Annotated in this window: 18 protein-coding genes; all 18 read left to right on the top strand. The window is 64.5% G+C overall.

The features are described from left to right. Window positions 1-6 precede the first annotated feature (6 nt). The 18 genes from LRK53_RS15415 (at window position 7) to LRK53_RS15330 (ending at window position 22951) form a co-directional block, all read left to right on the top strand. Entirely contained in the window at window positions 7-1074 is a 1068-nt protein-coding gene (locus tag LRK53_RS15415) for an AAA family ATPase (RefSeq protein WP_027492558.1), read from the top strand. Next, entirely contained in the window at window positions 1071-1982 is a 912-nt protein-coding gene (locus LRK53_RS15410; protein WP_027492557.1) for an XrtA system polysaccharide deacetylase, read from the top strand. Before LRK53_RS15415 ends, LRK53_RS15410 begins: the two co-directional genes overlap by 4 nt. An 11-nt stretch (window positions 1983-1993) precedes the next feature. Continuing rightward, window positions 1994-3055, top strand: coding sequence for a FemAB family XrtA/PEP-CTERM system-associated protein (locus tag LRK53_RS15405; RefSeq protein ID WP_235642375.1), 1062 nt, complete (start codon window positions 1994-1996; stop codon window positions 3053-3055). A 3-nt stretch (window positions 3056-3058) separates the two neighbouring features. Then, window positions 3059-4309: a TIGR03087 family PEP-CTERM/XrtA system glycosyltransferase gene (locus LRK53_RS15400; protein WP_235642374.1), complete on the top strand. Its 1251-nt coding sequence runs from the start codon at window positions 3059-3061 to the stop codon at window positions 4307-4309. After that, window positions 4306-5874, top strand: coding sequence for an exosortase A (xrtA, locus tag LRK53_RS15395; RefSeq protein ID WP_027491097.1), 1569 nt, complete (start codon window positions 4306-4308; stop codon window positions 5872-5874). Before LRK53_RS15400 ends, xrtA begins: the two co-directional genes overlap by 4 nt. Beyond that, complete coding sequence (locus LRK53_RS15390; RefSeq protein ID WP_027491096.1) at window positions 5871-7067, top strand: TIGR03088 family PEP-CTERM/XrtA system glycosyltransferase; 1197 nt, start codon at window positions 5871-5873, stop codon at window positions 7065-7067. Before xrtA ends, LRK53_RS15390 begins: the two co-directional genes overlap by 4 nt. A gap of 1 nt (window position 7068) precedes the next feature. Further along, window positions 7069-9018, top strand: a complete 1950-nt coding sequence (locus LRK53_RS15385) for an XrtA/PEP-CTERM system amidotransferase (RefSeq protein WP_027491095.1) — start codon at window positions 7069-7071, stop codon at window positions 9016-9018. Continuing rightward, entirely contained in the window at window positions 9015-10334 is a 1320-nt protein-coding gene (locus LRK53_RS15380; protein ID WP_027491094.1) for a glycosyltransferase, read from the top strand. Before LRK53_RS15385 ends, LRK53_RS15380 begins: the two co-directional genes overlap by 4 nt. Then, window positions 10331-11632: a TIGR04063 family PEP-CTERM/XrtA system glycosyltransferase gene (locus LRK53_RS15375; RefSeq protein WP_027491093.1), complete on the top strand. Its 1302-nt coding sequence runs from the start codon at window positions 10331-10333 to the stop codon at window positions 11630-11632. Before LRK53_RS15380 ends, LRK53_RS15375 begins: the two co-directional genes overlap by 4 nt. Further along, window positions 11622-12827, top strand: a complete 1206-nt coding sequence (locus tag LRK53_RS15370) for a carboxylate--amine ligase (protein ID WP_027491092.1) — start codon at window positions 11622-11624, stop codon at window positions 12825-12827. The genes LRK53_RS15375 and LRK53_RS15370 overlap by 11 nt, the downstream gene beginning before the upstream one ends. Continuing rightward, a complete protein-coding gene (locus LRK53_RS15365) occupies window positions 12824-13939 on the top strand; it encodes a pectate lyase (RefSeq protein WP_027491091.1) in 1116 nt (371 codons plus the stop codon). The genes LRK53_RS15370 and LRK53_RS15365 overlap by 4 nt, the downstream gene beginning before the upstream one ends. Before the next feature lie 2 nt (window positions 13940-13941). Next, window positions 13942-15267, top strand: coding sequence for a putative O-glycosylation ligase, exosortase A system-associated (locus LRK53_RS15360; protein WP_027491090.1), 1326 nt, complete (start codon window positions 13942-13944; stop codon window positions 15265-15267). A gap of 32 nt (window positions 15268-15299) precedes the next feature. After that, window positions 15300-16520 carry a glycosyltransferase gene (locus LRK53_RS15355; RefSeq protein WP_235642373.1) on the top strand — a complete coding sequence of 407 codons (1221 nt, stop codon included), beginning with the start codon at window positions 15300-15302 and terminating at the stop codon, window positions 16518-16520. Between the two features lie 108 nt (window positions 16521-16628). After that, a complete protein-coding gene (locus LRK53_RS15350; protein WP_027491088.1) occupies window positions 16629-17273 on the top strand; it encodes a methyltransferase domain-containing protein in 645 nt (214 codons plus the stop codon). A gap of 347 nt (window positions 17274-17620) precedes the next feature. Continuing rightward, a complete protein-coding gene (locus LRK53_RS15345) occupies window positions 17621-19102 on the top strand; it encodes a lipopolysaccharide biosynthesis protein (protein ID WP_235642372.1) in 1482 nt (493 codons plus the stop codon). A 3-nt stretch (window positions 19103-19105) separates the two neighbouring features. After that, window positions 19106-20077 (top strand): phosphotransferase family protein, encoded by a 972-nt coding sequence (locus tag LRK53_RS15340; protein ID WP_185754530.1) that lies wholly within the window; start codon window positions 19106-19108, stop codon window positions 20075-20077. Window positions 20078-20182: 105 nt separating this feature from the next. Next, window positions 20183-21046, top strand: coding sequence for a class I SAM-dependent methyltransferase (locus tag LRK53_RS15335; RefSeq protein WP_027491085.1), 864 nt, complete (start codon window positions 20183-20185; stop codon window positions 21044-21046). A gap of 168 nt (window positions 21047-21214) precedes the next feature. Next, window positions 21215-22951, top strand: coding sequence for an asparagine synthetase B family protein (locus LRK53_RS15330; protein ID WP_235642371.1), 1737 nt, complete (start codon window positions 21215-21217; stop codon window positions 22949-22951). Window positions 22952-23075: the final 124 nt, after the last annotated feature.

The raw sequence follows: 23075 nt of genomic DNA, 5'->3' as shown, positions 1-23075 counted from the left end.
AACGGCATGTATCAGGCGTTTTACAAACTGCGTGGCAAGCCTTTCCAGTTGACCCCGGATGCGGGAATGCTGTTCCCCAGCAAGGGTCACAAGCGCGCCATGGCGTATCTGCTCTACGGTTTCGAGCAGGGTGAAGGCTTCGTGGTCATCACCGGTGCAGTCGGAACCGGCAAGACGCTGCTCATCCAGAAGCTGTTCGAGGAACTCGCACATCGCAACCTTGCCGTGGCCAGCATTGCCTCAGCCAACCTCGATGGCGACGACATCTTGCCGGCCGTGGCCGCGGCGCTTGCCCTGCCTTTTGAGGGGCGCGGCAAGGAAGCTCTGCTGCAGGATGTGAAGCGGCACCTGATATCGCTGCACGCCCGTCAGACGCATGCCCTGCTGGTGGTGGACGAAGCGCAGACGCTTACCCCGGCGGCACTCGAGATGCTGCGCATCCTGTCCAACTTCGAGTTCAGGGGCCGTGCGCTGCTGCAGGTATTCCTGGTCGGCCAGACCGAATTGCGGCGCATCATCGTCAGCAACCACATGGAACAGTTGCGCCAGCGCATCATTGCCTCCCACCGGCTTGATCCCATGAGCGAGGAGGAAAGCCGCGCGTACGTCCTGCACCGCCTGCATGCCGTCGGCTGGAACGACGACCCGGAACTGGCGCCCGACGTTTTTACCGGGGTTTACCTGGCCAGTGGCGGGATCCCCCGCAAGATCAATCTCGTCATGGACCGTCTGCTGCTGCACGGTTATCTGGAGGAACTGCACAGCCTGGACCAGACGGAACTCGCCATTGTGCTCGATGAGATCCATGAGGAAATGGCCGGCGTGCCGGCGACGCTGGAAGCGTCCGCGGTGCCCGAGGAGCTGGATCTGACGCGTGCCGTCGTGCCATCGGATCCGGAAAGCGTACTTGCCTCGCTGGACCTCGAACGCAACAGGGTCATGTTGCAGTTGCTGCGTGAAGAGGTTCGACGCCGGGAGGTGCTGCTGCTGGCCGCGTCGCCGCTGGCACCGGTCGTGCACGAGGCGGCGATCGCCGACGCGCGGTACCCGGGTTCAGGCCAGGAAGACCCATGAGCACGGCGCGGCCACAGCTCGAGCCCGTCACCAACGCCATGACGGTGGATGTGGAGGACTATTTCCAGGTGGCGGCCTTCGAGCAGTGCATCCGGCGCGAGGATTGGCCGCGCTGGCCCGTCCGCGTCGACGGCAATACCCGGCGCGTGCTGGAGCTTTTCGAGCGGCACGGCGTGCACGCCACCTTCTTCGTGCTGGGCTGGGTGGCGGAGCGCTTCCCCGCGCTGGTGCGCGACATCAGCGCCGCCGGCCATGAGATCGCAAGCCACGGGTTCGGCCACGAGCGCTTGACGAATCTGAGCCGGGCGGAGTTTCGCGACAGCATCACGCGCACGAAACTCCTGCTGGAGGACACCACCGGTACCGCCGTGTATGGCTACCGGGCACCCAGTTATTCCATCGGACCCACCACGTTGTGGGCCCACGAGGAATTGCGCGACGCCGGGTACCGCTACAGTTCCAGCATCGTGCCGATCCATCACGACTTGTACGGCATGCCCGCGGCACCGAGATTTCCATTTTTTACGAAGCGCTCCGGCTTGCTCGAAATTCCGGTGACGACGGTGCGGCTGTGCGGGCGCAACTGGCCGTGCGGCGGTGGCGGTTATTTCCGCTTGTTGCCGTATGCGCTGTTCAGGCGCGGCCTGCAGCGCGTCAACCGGCGCGAGCGGCGCTCCGGAGTGTTCTATTTTCATCCATGGGAAGTGGATGCGCAGCAGCCACGGGTGCCCGGCGTGACGCTCAGGAACCGGGTGCGCCACTATTTGAACCTGCCCCGCACGGCGCCCCGGCTTGAGCGGCTCGTGCGCGATTTCCGTTTCGACCGCATGGACCGGGTGTTTCTCGCCCGCGCGTCCGCCGATTATCCGGTGGTGGCGCTGCAGGCCGTCGAACTCGGCGCGCACTGAGGGGATGCGAGATGCTCGACCACGCACACGCCAGTCATTCCGCCGACCCTTGCACCGTCAGGCGCCTGGAAAGGGGCGACGAACGGCGCTGGGACAACTTTGTCGAGGATGCGCCGCGGGCCACGTTTTTCCACCGGGTGGCCTGGCGCGGGATCCTTGAGCAGGTGCTCGGCCATCGCTGCCACTATCTGTACGCGGAACGGCACGGAGTCATCACCGGCGTTCTGCCGCTCGCCGAGATTCGCAGCCGGCTGTTTGGCCACGCACTGATCTCGATGCCGTTCTGCGTGTACGGCGGGGTGGTGGCGGGCGACCCGGGCAGCGAGGCACGGCTCACCCGAGCCGCGACCGCGCTCGCCGACGAGCTGCGCGTCGACTATCTCGAACTGCGCGACCGCGAGCTGCGCCATCCCGGCTGGCCGGTCAAGGATCTGTACGTCGGCTTCCGCAAGGCGATCTGCGCGGACCATGACGAAAATCTCAAGGCGATCCCGCGCAAGCAGCGCGCCATGGTGCGCAAGGGCATGGGCGCCGGCTTGCAGGTGCGCCACGACGGCAGCATTGCCGAGTTCTACCGGGTGTACGCCGAGAGCGTGCGCAATCTGGGTACGCCGGTGCTGTCGCGCCACTATTACACGCGGTTGCAGCAGGCGTTTGGCGAGGATTGCGAGGTTTCCGTGGTCACCCACCAGGGACAGCCGGTGGCCGCGGTGATGAGTTTCTACTTTCGCGATGAAGTGCATCCGTATTACGGCGGCAGTGTGGCACGTGGCCGTGATCTGGCGGCCAACGACTTCATGTACTGGGCGGTGATGCAGCGTGCGGCCGAGCGCGGCGCCCGGCTGTTCGACTACGGCCGCAGCAAGCAGGACAGCGGTTCCTACCACTTCAAGAAGCATTGGGGTTTCGAGCCGCAACCGCTGCCGTATGCCTATTACCTGGTGCGCGCCAGGACGGTGCCGAATATCAGCCCCACCAACAGCAGGTACCGACTTTTCATCGAAGCCTGGAAGCGGCTGCCGCTGCCGGTGAGTTGTGCGCTGGGGCCATGGCTCGCGCGGGATCTGGGCTAACGCATGCAATCGGTACTGTTCCTCTGCCATCGGCTGCCCTGGCCGCCCAGCAAGGGCGACAAGATCCGCTCGTACCATGTGCTGCGGCGGCTCGCCGAACGCTACCGCGTGTACCTCGGCACGTTCGTGGACGATCCGGTCGACTGGCAGCACCTGGCGGCGGTCGAGGCCCTGTGCGCCGACGTATGTGTCCGGCCGTTGCCGTCCTGGCGCGCGGGCTGGCGCGCGCTTGCGGCGCTGGTGCAGGGCGAGCCGCTTACCGTCGGGGTCTACCGCGACCGCGTGATGCAGCGCTGGGTCGAACGGTTGCTGGCCGAGCACAAGCCGGAGCTGGCCTTGTGCTATTCGTCGGGCGTGGCGCCGTTCGTCATGCGGCACACCCAGTTGCGCCGGGTCATGGATTTCGTCGACGTGGACTCCGACAAGTGGAACCAGTACGCGCAGCAGGCCGGTGCCGTGAAGCGCCAGGTGTACCGGTGGGAAGCGCGGCGGCTGGCAGAGTTCGAGCGCACCATTGCCGCGCAGTTCGACGCCAGCGTGTTCGTCTCGGAAGCCGAAGCGGCGTTCTTTCGACAGCGGGTACCGGAGTCGGCTGGCCGGGTGCACGGCATCCCCAATGGGGTGGATGCCGCGTACTGGGATCCGCAACGGGCCTGCTCCAGCCCCTACCGGCCGGGAGAACGGGTCGTGGTATTTGCCGGTGCCATGGATTACCGCGCCAACGTGGATGCGGCGCGCTGGTTCGCGCAGGAAGTCTGGCCGCGGATCGCCGTCCGGCGCCAGGACGCCCGCTTCTACATCGTGGGGAGCCAGCCGACGGCCGCGGTGCGCGTGCTGGGCCAGCTCGCCGGTATCACGGTTACCGGACGGGTGGAGGATGTGCGGCCATACCTGGCGCATGCGCATGTCGTGACCGCACCGTTGCGGGTTGCGCGTGGCATCCAGAACAAGGTGCTGGAGGCGCTGGCCATGGAGAAGGTGCTGCTGGCGACGCCTGCAGCCTACGCGGGCGTCGCGGATTTCGCGGGCCGCCAGGGCTGTATCGATGAATCGCCCGAGGTCATGGCGACGGAGGCCTTGCGCTGGCTGGATGCGCCGCAGGCGGTGCGGGTGCCGGCGGCCCGCGCCGAGGTGCTGGCCCGCCATGACTGGGGGCGCAGTCTCGACACGTATGAAAATGTGTTGCGCAATGTGCGCCACGGCGCAGCCTCCATGGATGTCGTTGGCACTGCCGGGTTGGGGGTCTGCCCATGAACAGGCCGTTTGCCGCCGTGGCCGGCTTCTCCGTGCGCGCGCCCGACTGGGTACTGGCCGCGGCTGCGTTCGCCGTCGCCGTCGTGGTGCTGCTGGTCTGCTACTGGCGGACCGTGCAATCGCTGGTATGGGCGTGGGCGCACGATGGCACTTACCAGTACGCCTTCCTGATCTTTCCGTTGAGCCTGTGGGTGGCATCCGGTCTGCGCCACCAACTCCAGGCGAGCGTGCCGGTGCCCAGCCTCTGGGGACTGGCGGCGGTGACGGTGCTGGTGTTCGTGTGGTATGCCGGCCGCCTGCTCGACGTCAATCTGGCGCAGCACTTCGCGTTCGTGGCGCTGTTTTCGGCGCTGGTGCTGGCCTGCTGGGGATGGCAAGCGTTATGGGTGCTGGCGTTTCCGCTCGGCTATCTGGTGGTGTTCGCGGTTCCCTGGGGCGATGCGCTGGTGGGGCCGCTGCAGGACATCACGGCGCATTTCGCCGTGCGTGCACTGGAGCTGACCGGCACGCCGGTGCTGCTCAACGGACGCGAGATCATCACGCCCTCGGCGGTATGGATGGTGGCCGATGCCTGCAGCGGCGTGAAGTTCTTCATCGCCTGCACGGCGCTCGGCTGCCTGTATGCCTACCTGATGTACCGGCGCTGGTGGAAGCGGGTGGTGTTCGTGGCACTGGCGGCGGTGGTGCCGGTCATCGCGAATGGCCTGCGGGTGTATTTCACCGTGCTGATCGGCGAGACCTGGGGGCTGGAATATGCGACCGGCACGGACCACATGATTTTTGGCTGGCAGTTCTTCGGCACGGTGCTGCTGCTGCTGTTGCTGGTCGGCTGGTTCTTCCGCGACCCGCCGGTGATGCCGGAACCTTCCATCGCCCGCGGCGACATGCCTGCCACGGCGCGCAGCATGGTGTGGCCGGCGGCGGTGGCGCTGCTGATCGCGGGTCCGGCCCTGGCCGGCGGAGTGGTGGCCCCGGCAGCGCCGGAAACCATGCAGCTGACCGCACCAACCATCGCTGGCTGGCATGGGCCACAGGCTGCCGCGGACGGCTGGCGGCCGATCTTCAGGGGGGCGGCGGGGCAGGTACGGGTGTCCTACCAGTCGGCCGCCAGCGGCGAGGTGGTCGAGTTGTTTCATGCCATCTATACCGGCAAGCCGCGCCGGGGTCATACCCTGATCACCTACGGCAACGATCTCTACGATCCGGCGCGCGCGCAAATCCTGAGTCGGACCCGGCGGCAGCTCGACCTTGCCAGCGGGTGGAGCACGACTGCCGCCGAGCTGCGGCTGGTGGGCGCGAGCGGCTCGCGGTTGGTGTGGTACTGGTACTGCGTGGATCGCCGCTGCACCCGCTCGCCGGTGCTGGCCAAGTTGCTGCAGGCATGGGCCGTACTGCGCGGGCAGCTGCCTCGTTCTTCGGTATGGGCATTGTCGTCGCCGGTTGCCGGCGACGATGCCGATCGGGTGCGGACGAAGCTGCACGCCTTCGCGCAGACGCTGCCCGTGCCCGGCGTGCCGGAGGTGCAGGAGCAGCGGTCACCCGATCTTGCGGGGAGCCAGCCATGAACGCCCAGCCGCTGATCGTGCATGTGCTCTACCGGCTGGACACCGGTGGCATGGAGCATATGCTCGTTACCCTGATCAACCAGACCTGCCAGTGCTACCGCCATGCGGTGATCTGCCTGGAAGGCTACGGTGCGCTTCGGGATCAAATCGAGCCTGACGATGTCGTGTGCGTGGCTCTGGCCAAAAGGCCCGGTAAGGATTGGCGTTGCTATTTCAGGCTGTGGCGCGTCTTGCGGGATCTGAGGCCGGACCTCGTCCACACGTACAACATCGGTGCCGTGGACGTGGCGCCGGTCGCCCGGCTTGCAGGGGTTCGTCGCGTCGTGCATGCGGAACGAGGCCGTGATGCCGCCGACCCGCGCGGCGAAAGCCGGAAGCACCAGCTTTTGCGCCGCTGGCTCCTGCCGTTCATCGACCGTTATCTGGCGGTCTCGATGGACCTGCAAGACTGGCTTGTAGAAAAAGTGGGCATACCATTTTCGCGCGTTGCGTGTATTCCCAATGGCATTGACGCAACCGCGTTTGCCGGCACGGCACATGAAAGAGGTGTACGCCCCTTGCTGGGAGCTTTCGCGCCCGCCGGAACCGTGCTGATCGGCACGGTCGGGCGACTGGATGCCGTCAAGGACCATGCCGGACTGATAGCCGCCTTCCGCATTCTGTGCGAGGCATTGCCTCACCAGCGCGAGCAGTTGCGCCTGGTCCTGCTGGGTGGAGGGCCGCAGCGCGCTGCGCTCGAAGCGCAAATCGCGCGTGGCGAACTTTCGACGCAAGTCCGGCTGCTGGGCAATCGCAGCGATGTGGCGGCGCTGCTCGCGGAGTTCGACGTCTTCGCGCTTTCCTCCATCGCCGAAGGCATGCCGGGTGTCCTGTTGGAGGCCATGGCGTCAGGACTGCCCGTGGTGGCCACCGACGTCGGCGGGGTGGGCGAAGTGGTGGTGGCCGGCATGACAGGAACGCTGGTGCCGGCCGGCGATCCGCACGCGCTGGCGGCGGCGCTGCGCACCTATGTCGCCGACGAGCAGCTGCGGCGTCGGCATGGTGCCGCCGGACGAGCGCGCGTCGCTGCGCGGTTCAGCCTACACAGCATGGTGTCCGCGTATGTCGCGCTGTACGACGAACTGCTGGGTCGGCAGGCGAACGCCGTGCAGCCACACATGGTGTCCGGCTTGACCGGGCACAAGGAGCACTGACATGTGCGGTCTGGCCGGCATCGTTTCGTCGTACCACTCCGGCGTGGATGAGAAAGTTCTGCTGGCCATGCGCGATGCGCAGCGCCACCGCGGACCGGACGAGGCCGGGCTGTATCTCGGCAGGGGCGTGGGGCTGGGACATCGCCGCTTGTCCATCATCGACCTGGGCCATGGGCAGCAGCCGATGGTGGATGAGGTGGCCGGTCTGGCGTTGGTCTACAACGGTGAGCTGTACAACTTCCCGGCGCTCAAGGCCGAGCTGGAGACGGGTGGCGCGGTGTTTCGCAGCCGCTGCGATACCGAAGTGCTGCTGCGCGCCTGGCAGCACTGGGGCGAGGCCTGCCTGGCGCGCCTGGTTGGCATGTTTGCCTTCGCGGTGTGGGACATGCGTGCGCAGCGCATTTACCTGGCGCGCGATCAGCTGGGCATCAAGCCGCTGCACTATGGCTTCACCCGCGCCGGCGAGCTGGTGTTCGCTTCCGAACTCAAGGGGCTGCTGGCGCATCCCGGGGTGGAACGCAGTCTCGATCCGCAGGCGCTGGAAGATTATCTTGCCCTCGGCTACGTGCCGGATCCGCGCAGCATCTATCGCGGAATCTTCAAACTGCCGCCCGGCCATTGGCTGAGCTGGCGTGCCGGCGAAGCGCGACCGGTTCCCCGGCAGTACTGGGATGTACCGTTCAAGCTCGCCGCCGACTTCACGGCGGATGAGGCTGCAGAGCAGCTTCACGGCTTGCTGGACAACGCCGTGGCAGGGCAGATGATGGCGGACGTGCCGCTCGGCGCGTTTCTTTCCGGCGGCGTGGATTCCAGCGCCGTGGTGGCCAGCATGAGCCGGGTGTCGCAGCAACCGGTACGCACCTGCTGCATCGGTTTCGACGACGACCGCTTCGACGAAATCGCCCATGCGCGTCAGGTGGCCGGGCATCTGCATACCCGGCACTTCGAGCGGCGGGTCAGCGCCGATGATCATGCGCTCCTCGACACGCTGGCGGCGGTTTACGACGAGCCATTTGCCGACAGCTCGGCGCTGCCGATGTACCGCGTGTGCGAACTGGCACGGAGCCAGGTGACCGTGGCGCTGTCCGGCGACGGTGGCGACGAGGATTTCGCCGGCTACCGGCGCTATCGCCTGCACGCATGGGAAAGCGGTCTGCGTGCGCGCCTGCCGCTGGCGTTGCGCAAGCCGCTGTTCGGCGTGCTGGGCGGTCTCTATCCCAAGGCTGACTGGGCGCCGCGCCCGCTGCGCGCCAAGACCACGCTGCAGGCGCTCGCCCGCGACGACGTGGAGGCTTATTTCCATACCGTCAGCACTACCTCGACTGCGCTGCGCCAGCGGTTGTACAGCGCGAGCTTCAAGCGCGAACTTCAAGGTTACAGCGCGCTCGCGGTGTTCCGTGCCCACGCTGCACGCGTGCCCACCGATCATCCGCTGCTGCTGGCCCAGTACCTGGATTTCAAGACCTGGCTTCCCGGCGACATCCTGACCAAGGTGGACCGGGCCAGCATGGCGCACAGCCTGGAGGTCCGCGTGCCGCTGCTCGATCACCGCCTGGTCGAGTGGGCGTCATCGTTGCCGCCCGGGTTGAAGCTGAGGGGGGGGGCCGGCAAATACATCCTCAAGAAAGCGCTCGAAGCGGATTTGCCGCACGATGTGCTGTACCGGAGCAAGATGGGTTTCAGCGTGCCGCTGGCAGCGTGGTTGCGCGGCCCGCTCGCGCGGCGCGCCCGGGACGCCTTGCTTGCCGGAGCCATTGCCGAATGCGGGTACTTCGAGCCGGCCATGCTCGATCGGCTGCTGCGGCAGCATGAAGCTGGCCGGCGCGATCACAGCGCGACGCTATGGAGCCTGCTGATGCTGGACGCCTTTATGCGCCGCATGCAGCAGCCCGCTGCTGCAGCCCCCGCCGAGGCGGCGCGCAGGGTCGTGGCCGCCGGGGTACAGCCATGAGGAACGTATCGTTCAACGGCGTTGCCGGTGGTGTCATGCCGTCGGCAGAAGACGCATTCGACGCGGCACGGCAGCGTGCTGGGGCCGGCGTCGAGGCGGCTGGCGAACGCAGGATCCGCCTGCTGGTCTTCACCAGCCTGTATCCGAATGCCGCCCAACCGCGCCACGGCGTGTTTGTCGAGGAGCGTCTGCGGCATCTCGTGGATTCCGGGCGGGTGACCGCGACGGTCGTGGCGCCGGTGCCATGGTTTCCGTTCCGGCATCCGCGCTTCGGGGCCTACTCGGCATTTGCCAGGGTGCCTGCGCATGAGCAGCGCCACGGCATCCAGATCAGCCATCCACGCTATCCGGCCATTCCGAAGCTTGGCATGAGCATCGCGCCCGAGCTGATGTATCGCGCCCTGCTGCCGGACCTGCGGAAACTGCAGGCCGACGGGACCGACTTCGATCTGATCGATGCCCACTACTTTTATCCGGATGGCGTGGCGGCGGCACGACTGGGTGCGGCGCTGGGCAAACCGGTGGTGATCACCGCGCGCGGTACCGACGTGACGTGGATTCCGCGCTATCGTCGACCCAGGGCGCAAATCCAGTGGGCAGCGGAGCGCGCCGCGGCCATCGTGGCCGTATCGCAGGCGCTGAAGGACAAGGTCGCCGCCCTGGGCGTCGACCCCGGGAAGATCACGGTGCTGCGCAATGGCGTCGACCTTGATCGTTTCGGGCCACGGGACCGCACGGCAATCCGTGCCGGATGGGGCCTCGCCGGTCCGGTATGGTTGACGGTGGGCCATCTGGTCGCGCTCAAAGGCGTGCACCTTGTCATCGAGGCGCTGGCGCGCGTGCCGGAGGCGACCCTGCTGATCGCCGGCGAGGGGCCGGAACAGCGCAAGCTGCGCGGCCTGGTCGACCGGCTGGGTCTGCACGCGCGCGTGCGCATGCTCGGCGCCATTCCCCACGCGCAGCTGTGCGACTACTACAACGCGGCGGACGTGCTGGTGCAGGCGTCGAGCCGCGAAGGCATGCCCAACGTCGTGCTGGAGTCCCTGGCCTGCGGCACGCCGGTGGTGGCCGCGCCGTTTGCCGGTGCCGCCGAGTTGCTGGACGCGCCGGAAGCGGGGGAGATCGCCGCGCAGCGGAGCGCCGAAGGCATTGCCGCCGCATGGCTGCAGCTGCGGGAGCGGGCGCCGACACGTGCCGCCACCCGCGCTGTGGCGGAGCGGCTGGGGTGGTCGCCGGTGGTGGAAGCGCAGCACGCACTCTATGCGCGGATACGCGCGGCCGCTGCCGAAGATGCGGCATTCGGAGCAGAGCCATGAACCACAGCCCGCGCGCCGCACTGCAGCAGGATCGGTCAGGAGCGTCGGCCGAGCGGCCGCTGCGCATCCTGCACGTGCTCGACCATTCGTTGCCCCTGCACAGCGGCTATACCTTCCGTACGCTCGCCATCCTCGAGGCGCAGCGCGCGCTGGGGTGGGAGACGATGCAACTGACCGGCCCCCGGCAGGGAGACGACCGCCAGCGCGAGGAACAGGTCGGCGACTGGACGTTCTACCGCACGCCGCCGGCGACCGGCCTGCTGGCAGGATTGCCGCTGCTCCGGTACCGCTGCCTGATGCGCGCGCTGCAGACCCGGCTGGCCGAGGTGGTGGACAGCGTGCGTCCGGACATCCTCCATGCGCACTCGCCGGTGCTGGACGCGTTGCCCGCGCTGGCGGTGGGCCGGGCCGCCGGTATCCCGGTGGTGTACGAGGTCCGTGCGTTCTGGGAAGACGCTGCCGTCGACCTCGGTACGGCGCGCGAGGGAGGGGCGCGGTATCGGTTGACGCGCGCGCTGGAAACCCGGGCACTGCAACGGGCAGACGCCGTAACCACGATCTGTGATGGCCTGCGCGGCGACATGCTGGAGCGCGGCATTCCCGCCGACAAGGTCACCGTCATTCCCAACGCCGTGGACACTGCCCGGTTTCGATCCACGACCAGCGTCGATGCGGAGCTGCTGGGGAAGTACGGACTTGTGCGCGGGTACACGCTGGGCTTCGCCGGCTCGTTCTACGCCTATGAGGGGCTGGACGCGCTGCTCCGGGCTATGCCGCTGGTGCTGCGCGCGGTGCCGCAGGCGCGCCTGCTGCTGCTGGGCGGCGGTCCGCAGGAGGCCGCCCTGCGCGCGCTGGCCGCCCGCCTCGGCCTCGAGCGCGAGGTGCACTTCGTCGGTCGCGTGCCGCACGGCGAAGTCACCCGCTACTACGGCGTCATGGATGTCATGGTCTATCCGCGCATCTCGCGGCGGCTGACGGAACTGGTGACGCCGCTGAAGCCGCTCGAGGCGATGGCCATGGGCAAGCTGGTGGCCGCGTCGGACGTCGGCGGCCACCGCGAGCTGATCCGCGATGGCCGCAACGGCCACCTTTTCCCCGCTGGCTCGGCCGAGGCGCTCGCGCAGTGCCTGATCGAGCTGCTGACGACGCACGCCGGTTGGGACAAGGTGATCGCCAACGGGCAGGCGTTCGTCGAGCGCGAACGTACCTGGTCGGCGAGCGTGGCGCGTTACCGCGCCGTCTATGCCGACGTACTCGATCGTCGCCGACGCGGCGCGGGAGGGGCGCATGATCGCTGATACGCCCGCGGTGGTACTGGGTGCCGGGGTCAATGGCCTGGGCGTGGCGCGCAGCCTGGCGCACGCGCGGGTCCCGGTCTGCTTGCTGGATACCGATATGCGGCGTGCGGAAATGCATACCCGCGCGGCGCAGCCGTTGCAGATCCATGCGACGCACGGTGAAACGCTGGTCGAAGACCTGGTGCGCCTGGGCACGATGCGGTTTTCCGGTGTGCGCCCGGTGTTGTTCCTGACCCAGGAGGAAAGTGTCAAGACCGTTTCGCGTCATCGCGATCTGCTGTCCGCCTATTACCGGTTCAGCCTGCCGCCCGGAGACGTCGTGGATACCTTGTTGCACAAACAGGGGTTCCAGCGCCGCGCCGAACAACTCGGCAGCCCCATTCCGCCGCTGCTGCACATTCGCACGCTCGCGGATTTGTCCGCGCTCGAATACCTGCATTATCCGGTGGTGGTCAAACCCGGCGAACGGAATGTCGATTACGGGTGGCGGTTCAGGAAGGCGTACCGCGTGGAGAGCGCCGCGGAAGCTGCCGGGCTGGCCCGTCGCATCCTGCCGGTGATGGCCGACGTGGTGGTACAGGAGTGGATCGAAGGCCCGGATTCGAACATCTATTTTTGTCTGCAATGCCTCGGCGGGCAGGGGCAGGTGGTGGGGTCGTTCACCGGTCGCAAGATCCGCTCGTGGCCGCCACAGGTGGGCGGTACGGCCAGTTGTACCGCGGCCGCGGAAGTCCATGCGGAGCTTTCCGCCATGACCACCCGCTTCTTTCAGGCCGCGGGCGTGATCGGCATGGCCGGCATGGAGTACAAGCGCGATGCGCGCAGCGGCGAGTTCCGCATGGTGGAGCCGACGATCGGGCGCACCGACTACCAGGAAGAAGTGGCGAGCTTGAACGGCGTCAATCTGCCGTATGCGGCCTGGTGTTCGGAGCTGGGGCTGTCGTTTCCGCCGCCCGCCGCTGCAAAGCGACCGGTCGTATGGCGAGTGCGCTCCGAGGACATGCAATCGGCAGCCGCCCAAGGTCAGCAGCTCACGCAGGGCTATCCGCGCGGCGGCCGGGTAGCCGATGCCTTGTGCCGGTGGTGCGATCCCATGCCATGCCTGGCAGAGGGCATGCAACGCGTCCGACGTGCGCTGCACAGCCGGACTTCGAAGATGCTGCCGGGATCGCTTGCGGCCAGGAGCAAGTCATGAACGCGGTCATCCGACTTCTGTCCGGGGGCCGGGTACGTCCGGCAGTGGATGTGCGCCATGGACTGCAGGCTGCCGCCGAATGGCTGGCGCGCGCCCAGGACGCCACCGGCTGCGGCGGTGTCAGCGCCTATTACGACGCAACGAAGCGGCAATGGACTGGCGCCTATCCGGAAACCACCGGGTACATCATTCCGACCTTCCTGCGCTACGCGCAGTTTTCCGGCCAAGGCGATTATCAGGAGCGCGCCATCCGCATGGCCGAGTGGGAAACCGCCATCCAGCTCCCTGAAGGGGGCGTGCGTGCCGGTACGCTGGATTCAACTACGGTGGTGCCGACCATCTTCAACACCGGGCAGGTGTTGTTCGGCTGGCTGTCCGCGTGGCAGCAGACGCGGGACGCGCGTTTCCGTGATTCGGCGCTGCGCGCGGCGGACTGGCTGGTGGCTGCCCAGGACCCGGATGGTGCGTGGCGGCGTTTTGCGTCGCCGTTCGCCGTGCATGCCGTGAATACCTACAACACGCGCGTGGCGTTTGCGCTGGCCAAGGCCAGCCAGGTCTTGCAGGAGCCGCGTTATCTGGATGCGGCGGTGCGCAACGTGCAGTGGGCGCTTGCGCAGATGCAGCCCAACGGGTGGCTGCAGAACAACGATCTGGAGGACAACGATCGTCCGCTGACGCATACCATCGCCTATGCGACCCGCGGCATGCTGGAAGTCGGCTTGGTCGCCGGCAACGACGCCTTCGTGGATGCCGCGGCGCGCGTGGCGCGAGCGGTTGCGCAAACCCAGCGCCGCGATGGCGCCTTGCCTGGCCGGCTGGATTCCGCCTGGCGGCCGGCGAGCCGCTGGACCTGCGTGACCGGCAACGCGCAGATGGCGATCATCTGGCAGCGCCTTGCCAGAGAAACCGGCGAGCGATCCTGGCTGCCGGCGGCCGAGGACGCCGACCGGTTCAATTTGTCGATCCAGAACCTGGCCGCAGTTGACGGTGGCGTTCGCGGCGCGCTGCCCGGTTCGCATCCGCGCTCAGGCGGCTACATGAGGAATCGGTATCCGAACTGGGCGGCCAAGTTCTGCATGGACGCGCTGATGCTGCAATTGGAAGTGGGCTAGCCATGCGCGATATCGCCTTCGCGTTGATCATGCTCGGGCTGATCCCCCTGGCCGCAATTCGCCCGTATATCGGTTTGCTGGTGTGGTCGTGGCTCGGCTACATGAACCCGCATCGGCTGACCTTCGGCTTTGCGTACAGTTTTCCATGGGTGATGCTGGTGGCCGCCGTCACGCTTCTGAGTTTGGGGGTTGGCAAGGAGAACAAGCGAATCCCCAGGTCGACGGTCAGCGTGTTGCTGATGATGTTTCTGCTGTGGACTGGATTGACCACCTTCTTTGCGGTCCTGCCGGATGCGGCCTGGGTCAGTTGGCAGACCTTCGCCAAGATCATGGTGATGGTGTTTGTGACCCTGATGCTGATCAATAGCCGCGAGCGCATGCATTGGTTGATATGGGTGATTGTGATTTCGCTGGGGTATTACGGCCTCAAAGGAGGCTTGTTCACGATCACCAGCGGCGGCGGCAATCGCGTGTTCGGCCCAGCCGGAAGCTTCATCGGGGACAACAACGACCTGGCCCAGGCGCTGTGCATGGTTCTGCCACTGATGCGCTACCTGCAGCTTCAGTCTTCAAGAAAAATGGTGAAGGTGGGACTGGGGCTGGCGATGTTCCTTACCGGCGTCGCGATACTTGGTACCTACTCGCGTGGCGGGTTCATTGCGCTCGCAGTGGTAAGCGCGGCCCTGCTCCTGAAAAGCCGGAAACGGTTGACGCTCGCGATCGCACTCATGGCGATTGGGCTCACTGCTTATCATTTCATGCCTCCCGAGTGGAGTGCGCGCATGGATACGATCCATCACGCGGAGGATGTGAATACGATGCAGTCCCGCATCCAGTCTTGGGAGTTTGCAGCCAATGTTGCGCTGCATCGCCCGTTGACCGGGGGCGGCTTCAAAGTCTATGAAAGCGAGGCCCTGTGGAACCGCTACGCACCCGAGGATGCTGTCCAACGGGCAGTGCACAGTATTTATTTTCGAGTGCTTGGCGAACAGGGCTTTCCGGGGCTTGCGATCTTTATTGGGTTGCTGGTGGCCAGTTGGCGAAGCTGTGCATACGTTCGCAACAAAAGCCGACATTTACCAAACGAAAAATGGGCGTTCGACCTTTCTTCAATGCTCCAGATAAGCCTGCTTGCATTCATGGTTGCAGGTCTGGCCACCACCTCGAGCTACTTCGACCTCAGTTATCAGCTGATGGCGATGTGTGCGTTGCTGAAGGGTCTATTGCCGGAAAGAGTCGCCGCATATGCGGGGTCAGCAGGGGCCGCTGCAACGCAACCGCACCTGCTGGGACGCGGGCAGGCCGGGCATTCATTCGGGAAGCCTTGATGAAGAGGTGTGTGGTGGGCAAATGTGTAGTGATGACCGGCTTCCATTTTCCGCCGTCTGCACTGAGCAGCGGTCACCTGCGGCTCTTGGCGTTTACGAAATACCTGCCCGAGCATGGCTGGGACCCGGTGGTCCTTTCCGCCACTCCGGGCGCGTACGAATTGACCGATCCCGCCAGCGTTCGATCCATACCCAAAGATTGCAATGTATGCCGTGCCTTTGCGCTGGACGCCAAGCGCCACATGGCAGTCATGGGCAGGTATCCGACCATTTTCGCGTTACCCGACAGGTGGTCGAGTTGGTGGCCCGCCGCTGTCTGGAACGGACTGCGTCTGATCAGGCGCCACCATGCGCAAGCGATATGGTCGACGTTTCCCATCATGACCTCCCATTGCGTCGCCTACACCCTGCATCGTTTGACGAACATCCCGTGGATCGCGGATTTTCGCGATCCGGTTGCGAGTTCAACGGCGGGCAAGAACCCGATGGCGATAAGGTCGCAAGCTCGATGGGAGCGTCGTGTCCTGTCGCACGCGGCGCGTTCGGTGTTCACGACCCCGGGAGCAATGCAGTGGTGTGCCGAGCGCTACCCCGAGGCTTGGCGTGCCGGTCGTTTGGCGGTCATCACCAATGGATACGACGACGAGGCATTCGTCGACCTCAGGCGCCCTCCGCCACAGGCCGGGCGACCGTTGGTGCTGCTGCACAGCGGTCTGTTGTATCCGGAAGGTCGCAGCCCCCTGCCGTTCTTTGCTGCACTCGCGCGTCTCAGGGACTCGGGTGGCGTAACTGCAGGGATGGTCAAGGTCGTCCTGCGGGCGAGTGGCTCTGAGGCAACCTACACTCGGGAGGTTCAGCGTTTGGGGCTGGGAGAGATGGTGACTTTGGCGCCACCTGTCGGCAACCGCGAAGCACTGTCCGAGCAGGTCGCGGCCGATGGATTGCTGCTGTTCCAGGGCAGCAAGTTCGACCTGCAAATTCCGGCCAAGGTATACGAGTACCTGCGGATCGGGCGGCCGATCTTCGCGCTGGTCGGACCAAACGGCGACACCGCCGCCCTGTTGCGAGAGTCCGGTGGGGCGGAATTCGTCGCGGCCGATGACGTCGACGCTATTGCGACGGGTCTGCGCCGATTCCTGTACGCGTTGACCAAGGGGACCGCCCCGTCCCAGCGGCCTGCCGTGGTCGCCCAGTATTCGAGGCGCGCCGGGGCGGCACAACTGGCCTCCTTGCTTGAACAGGTTTGCACTTGAACGTCTTCCGGATCCGGATGGTGTTTGCGGGCCCGCTCGCGAACATATCGCGGCCCCTCGCGGGCGTCGGACCCGGCACCATTCCACAGCCGCATCAAGGAGCAGTGAATGAACTGGAACCCTGACGAGCATTACAAGAGCCGAACGGTAGCCGTCGACTACGACGCAAGCCGGTTCTCGAGTATTCCAGGGCGGGTATTCAACTTCCTCGAAAAACGGACCGTCGCCAGGTGTTTTTCCCGGCTATCCAAAGGCAGCACGATCGCCGACGCGCCATGCGGGACCGGGCGTCTTGCTGAGGCGCTGCTGGAGGCTGGATACAGTGTCCACGGCTTCGACATTTCCGAAGCCATGCTGAGTGTGGCGCGACAACGCCTGGTTTCGTACGCGGGGACCTTCACCTGCGAGGTGGCGGACATGAAGAAAGACCCGCCGAGCGGCCCAATCTGTGACGGTGCTTTGTGCGCGCGCGTATTGATGCACTTTCCGCTCGACGGACAGATTGAGTTCCTGACTGCGGTCGCCAGCTTGAGTAGTTCAATCGTCGTCATCAACCAGAGCCTCGATTCGGGCTATCAAAGGTTTCGGCGGCGCTTGAAACGGCTGATGGGACATCAGCCACCCGCAAATTATCCGATAAGCAACCGGGATATCAGGCTACTGTTGGAAAAGTCCGGCCTGCGTGAGGTGGGGCGTCAGCGCCTGCTTCCGTTGGTCAGCGAGGCCGTGTATATCGTTGCAGAAAAGGTCTGATGCCTTCCAACTTTGGGTAGTCAACGGGCGACATGTGTAACACGAATCATCAATCGATTTGGGAACCTCGGAAATACGATATTGGTTCGCAAGACGGCCAGGAACGCGTGATTTTCATGACTAAAGAAGCTGGGTTCCCGCCTGTGTGGGCGATCCTGGAAGGACGAACAATTGAATCGGGGCGACCGAAGCCCTGGAATAATCAGGACTGATCATGGTACGGACTCCCAGGCTTGTTCCCGCCAGGCAACCTCCGACCGTAGTCTTGCGCGGCCGTCCGTCCGGCCCGGAAGGCGAGGATGTTTTCGCCGCAGGGTTTCGTTGCTGGTCAGTAAGGTCGATACGCCGTGCCCGATAACGAGCAAAAACAGAGAACCAGTGTACGGCAGGCCTTGTCGTTGTCTTTCGTGCAGAGGCTCGTCGGACTCGTTTTTAGTTTTGGCTCAGTCGTGATCATAAGCCGATTGCTGACCCCGGCGGAGGTCGGCGTGTTTTCGGTCGCGGCGGGAGTCGTGGCCCTGATCAATATGCTGCGCGACTTCGGGGTCAGCGAATTCGTGGTCCAGGAACCAGTTCTCGATGAGGCGCTGGTGCGCACGGTGTTCACGATCAACCTCATGATCGCATGGGTCCTCGGCGGCATCATCATCGCGGCCAGCGGCGTGATCGGGGCGTTCTACGGGGATCCTGGCGTGACGCGGGTGCTGAAGGTGCTCGGGTTCGTTTTTTTTCTGCTCCCGTTTGGCACCACGGCGATGGCGTTGCTGAACCGCGAACTGGAGTACGGGAAGCTGGCCAAGATTCGCATCAGCGAATCCATCATCCGTAGCTGTACCGCAGTTGCGCTTGCGTACGCCGGATTCACGTACATGAGCATCGCGTGGGCATCGGTGGCCGGCATCTCGGCGCTTATCGTCGGTTGCACGCTCTGGGGTTGGCAGTACCGCGTGAAGGGACTGAGTTTCGTGCATTGGAAACGTGTTCTGCACTTTGGCTCCAATCGCACCATTTCCGACGTCGCCAGCCAACTGGGAGAACAATCCGCCAGCCTCGTGATCGGCAAGATGTCGGGCATGACGGACGTCGGGCTGTTTTCGCGCGGATATGGCGTGGTCAACATGTACCGCACCAACGTTCTTGGTGCGATCGGAGCGGTTGCCTTTCCCGCGTTCGCACGCGAGCACCGGGAGCACGCCACGGCTCCGGAGTTGTTCCTGAGGGCGCTGGTTTACACGACTGGGATCAGTTGGCCGTTTTTTGCATGTGGTGTCATTCTGGCCTATCCGATCATCAACATTCTGTTCGGCGATCAATGGGATGCGGCAGTTCCGCTGATGCGTTGGTTGTGTCTCGCCGCATTTATCGGAACACTGATGTTCCAGTGCAACCTGTTCCTGGTTGCGCTGGGACGGGTAAGGGCCGTGACCCGCGTGGAGGTTCAATATCAAACCGCCAGAATCGGCATTACCGTCGGCGCAGCCTTTTATGGCGTCACGGCGGTCGCCGCCGCACAGGTTCTTGTTTATATCATTGCTACCGTGCTGTATTACCGGAAAATGCGGAATTACGACGCGCTGGCAGTTCGCAAGTGCGCCAGGGCGCTGGTTCCGAGCGCCGTGGTCACGCTGGGTGCCTGCGCCGTACCGGCAGCGTTGGTCCTTTGGCCCGAGCTGATGGCGCGACACATGCTTTTGGCGTTTGCATTGGCTCTCGTCGGCGGTGGTGCGGGGTGGTTGCTGGGCCTCGCGGTCGCACGCCACCCCTTGCTGGACGAGCTCAAGCGTGTCGTTTCCCGTGTTTACTCGCGTTACCACCTGGTGCGTGGCTAGGCCGTGATCAGGCTGGACGTCGCTGGGGTACTCAACGCGCGGTTCACCTGCATCCAGTGCCGCGCGTCGGGGAGCTGGATCGCGCTGACGAGGCTGCTGCCGAGGCAAAACTCGAGCATCCAGCGGCTGCGGTGCGCGCGCTGTCAGGAGCAGATCGTGGCCAAGGTGAGTCGAGAGGATGACTTGCGCAACGATGCCCGTGCGGAGGCACGCCGTGAGTATGAAACCCTGTGCACACTCCAGCGCGTGTTTCCCCAGGACGAGCACTTTGGGACCTTGGTGTCGCTGGGTTATCTGGAGGCCTGGGGGCGCGGGGTCATGATCACCCGCCATTTCGGCGGCGACAATCTGGCCCAACACCTGCGATCCCTGGGCGAGCCCGGTGCGCGGGCGGCATGCCGTGCGGCGGGCGCCTGGTTGCGCAGGCTGCACGAGAGCGGCGCTCCGGACGTGCAGACGAGCGTGCTGGGTGTGGCGGACAAGCTCGACTATCTGGTGGTCACCTACGGTGCGGTCCTGCGTCGTGATCGCGAAACGCAGGCCGCGTGCCGATGTCTGGAACAGACAGCTTCGCGCATTGAGGCAAGCGGGTTCCGCTTCGTGCGCCAGCATGGCGATTTCAAACCGCAGAACATGCTGTATGACGGTACCCGATACATTGGGCTGGACATCCATTGGCAAAGTGCCGGACCGGCAGTCTATGACCTTGCGCCATTCCTCAACCATCTGTGGCTTCTCGGCCGCACGCTTGGAGGTTTGCCGACGAATCGCCATGACCGGCAGCGCGAGTCGATGTTCCTTGCCGGCTATGGGTACGAGGATGGCGCACGGGCTCTGCACTGGGCGCAGTTGTATTTCGCGCTGTGCTACCTGGGTGCCTATCGCCAGAAGGGATGGCTGGCGGCGAACTATGCGAGATGGCGGATTGGGCCGTTGGTGCGTGAGCTTGCGAGGCGGCTCGAGGAAGTCTGCTGAGCTGACGAAGTGATGAGCAGCCCGAACCGCGGGCGGGGTTAGTAGAATCGAAGCGTCATCAGGGTAGTCCACCACAATAAAATGTCATCGCGGTATACAGACTCCATGCTATCAGCCAAGGCTTTTTTCGAAACCCCATCGGAGCGCCTTACTCCACGCATGGAGGAGGACTTTTTCACCTCGCTGATGACGAGAAACAAGACTTACAAGACTACATTTCACGATCGCTTTTTCGACATCAATCCGTATCTCCAGGAGTATCTCCTGCGCCGTGCTCCACCGGCGCTCAGAATTCTGGACGTCGGGGTTTCTTCCGGTATAAGCACAGTCGAGCTGTACGATGATCTGAGTCGGGGTGGGCGCGAGGTCGAGGTTGTCGGCACCGATATTCTGATCGACGCCCTCTTGGTAAAGGTGTTTCCAGGGTGCCACGCGTTGGTCGATTCCGGCGGGTTTCCGCTTCGGTTCGATTTCCCCTTGGTCACCATGAAGCCCTGGGTGACGCGCGATGATTATTACAACGGACTTTTCATCTTGCGCAAGTTCGTCAATACCTTATTCACCCGTCGCGTCCACCAAATATTGCGTAATCCGCACGATGTCCGGATCTGCGAAGTGAAGCTGGTTACCCCGCGAGCGCTGGCCAAGGCTGGTATCACCCTGCATACCGATGATATAAGCAGGTACAACAGTGGATTCGAGGGGAAATTTGATTTTGTTCGCGCAGCTAATGTGCTCAACAGTGGATATTTTCCTCCCGCGATCCTTTCGACGATGGTGGCGAACATCGGTTGCTACCTGAACAAACCCGACGGCAGCCTGCTGGTGGTGCGCACCCATGAAGACCGTGCCAGCCACGGAACCCTGTTTCGCAGGGGGAATGGTCGGCATTTTGAGGTGGTTCATCGGTTTGGATCCGGATCGGAGGTTGAAGAGATCGTGTCAGGGGTAGAGATACCGACGAAATGACCTCGCCGGGAAACAGTCATTGATAAGGGTTTCGAAACGGAACATGGATGGACTCGGAGGGGAGGTGCATGATCGCAGCACTGGATAGGAACGGCGGTCGTAACTCATTGACGGCGGGGTCATGGGCCTGAATGTGTCTCCCTCCGGTTGTGTGTCGGCAAGAGACGCATGTCCATGCTGAACGCGCTATCGGTATTCCTTGTTGGCGGCGATTCCAACGGGCAAATCCGCGCGGCACGCTCGTTGGAGCGGCAACGGTTTGTCCGTGCCGCGCAGGTCGAATGGGACGGAGGCAGCGTTGTCGCGTGGGGGCACCCCGATCAACGGCAAGCCGAGGATTGCCTCGTTCAAACCCCATCGGGAACGGCCTGCTGTGTCGGTCCGCTGTGGTTTCGCGGTCATTTCGGCCGGCAGGCGTTGGCCTCGCTGCTCGACGAAGTTCGCGCGACGGGGTGTTTGGAAGAAGGTTCGCTGCGCGGCAACTTTGCACTGTTTCTCGACACGGGCGAACACACTTGGCTGTTGAACGACGCCTTGGGCTTCGTACGCATCTACACGAGTGCAGATGACCGTTTTTTCAGTACTAGCTGGCTGGCTGTCTGCGCTTATGGGCAGTGCGTTGAGCCTGACGCCGCCTCGGCGATTGAATACGTACTGCTGGGGGCAGCACATTCCTGCCATTCAGTGGCGCGCGGGGTCGACTTGATTCCCCTTGGTCAGGTCATGGATTTGCGGCAGCGCCGTGCGTGGCAACGATTCCCCCACGGTTTCGATGTGCAGGCGCCTGAGTTCCACTCGTTGGATGAGGCGGTGGAGGACATCACCGAGCATCTGCGCATGATTTCGGCCGAGGTGGCATCGGCCTTTCCGGGCCAGATCAATGCGGCGTTGTCGGGCGGTTTCGATTCACGCCTGATTGTCGCGGGCTTGCTTGCTGCCGGTGTGCGGCCCCGATTGTTTGTGTATGGCGATGCCGACTCCGCCGATGTGGCAGTGGCCAGGACCGTGGCTACTGCAGCAGACCTCGCATTCGAAGCCATTGACAAATGCGCGATGAACCGCGGTTTGCCGATGCCCGACATCGAAGCCCTGGAGCAGAGCGCGCTGTTCTTCGACGGCCTGCCTAGCGACGGCATCGATGATCCGGGCGCCGATCGCCGCACCCGATTGCAGCAGACTGCCGACGGGTGCATTGCGCTGAATGGTGGCGGCGGCGAGATCTTCCGCAACTTCTTCCATCTGCCGAACCGTGCCTTTAACGCCCGTGACATCGTGAAAACCTTCTACCGCGGATTCAGCCGCGGCGTTTTCCGCGATCCCAATGGCTTGGCAAGTTACGAAGCGCGGCTCGCCGCGTCGATGCGGAACATCGTGGGCATGTCTGAAGTCGGGAGCGAGCTTCTGTCGCGCACGCAAGTGGAGCTGCTCTACTCCCTGTTTCGCTGCCACTACTGGATGGGTGTCAACAACAGTGTGGCGGTACGCCACGGAAACTACACGACGCCGCTGGTGGATCTGGAGTCCGTGCGCCTGGCGCTCCGGGTGCCGCTGCGCTGGAAGAACGCGGGCGCCCTGGAAAGTCGCTTGGTCGCCGCACTGCATCCGGCCATCGCTGCGCAGCCTTCCGCCTACGGCTTTCGTTTTGACGCTGGACCGGGTTGGAAGGAACGACTGGCCGAGTGGACGGCGTGCGCGCGTCCCGTGCGGCTTCGCCCGCTGATCAATGCCACGCACCGAAACCTGCAGAACGTGCTGCAGGTCGCGCCTGCGGTGTTGCAACGGTACCGCGCGCTTCTGCCCGGCGAGTGGCGCATGGATTCACTGCTCGATCTCATTCAGTTGGCGGATGAGCGTGCTTTGGGGCGCGCTCTTGCCGTCGAGGTTGTGTGGCGGCGGCTGCTCTAGTGCTCAACGCGCGGAACCCGGCGCATGAGGTTCGGCGGCCGAAGCGCGTCGTGCCAGGACAAAATCTGGAAGGCAATCCTGATTGCATCGGACCAGAGCAAGGGCTGCGTCGGGTGGGTACCCT

Origin of the sequence: Rhodanobacter thiooxydans, assembly GCF_021545845.1 — a bacterium.
Lineage (GTDB): Bacteria > Pseudomonadota > Gammaproteobacteria > Xanthomonadales > Rhodanobacteraceae > Rhodanobacter.
Note: the sequence above shows the minus strand (reverse complement) of the source record. Positions and strands in the feature narration are given on the sequence as shown.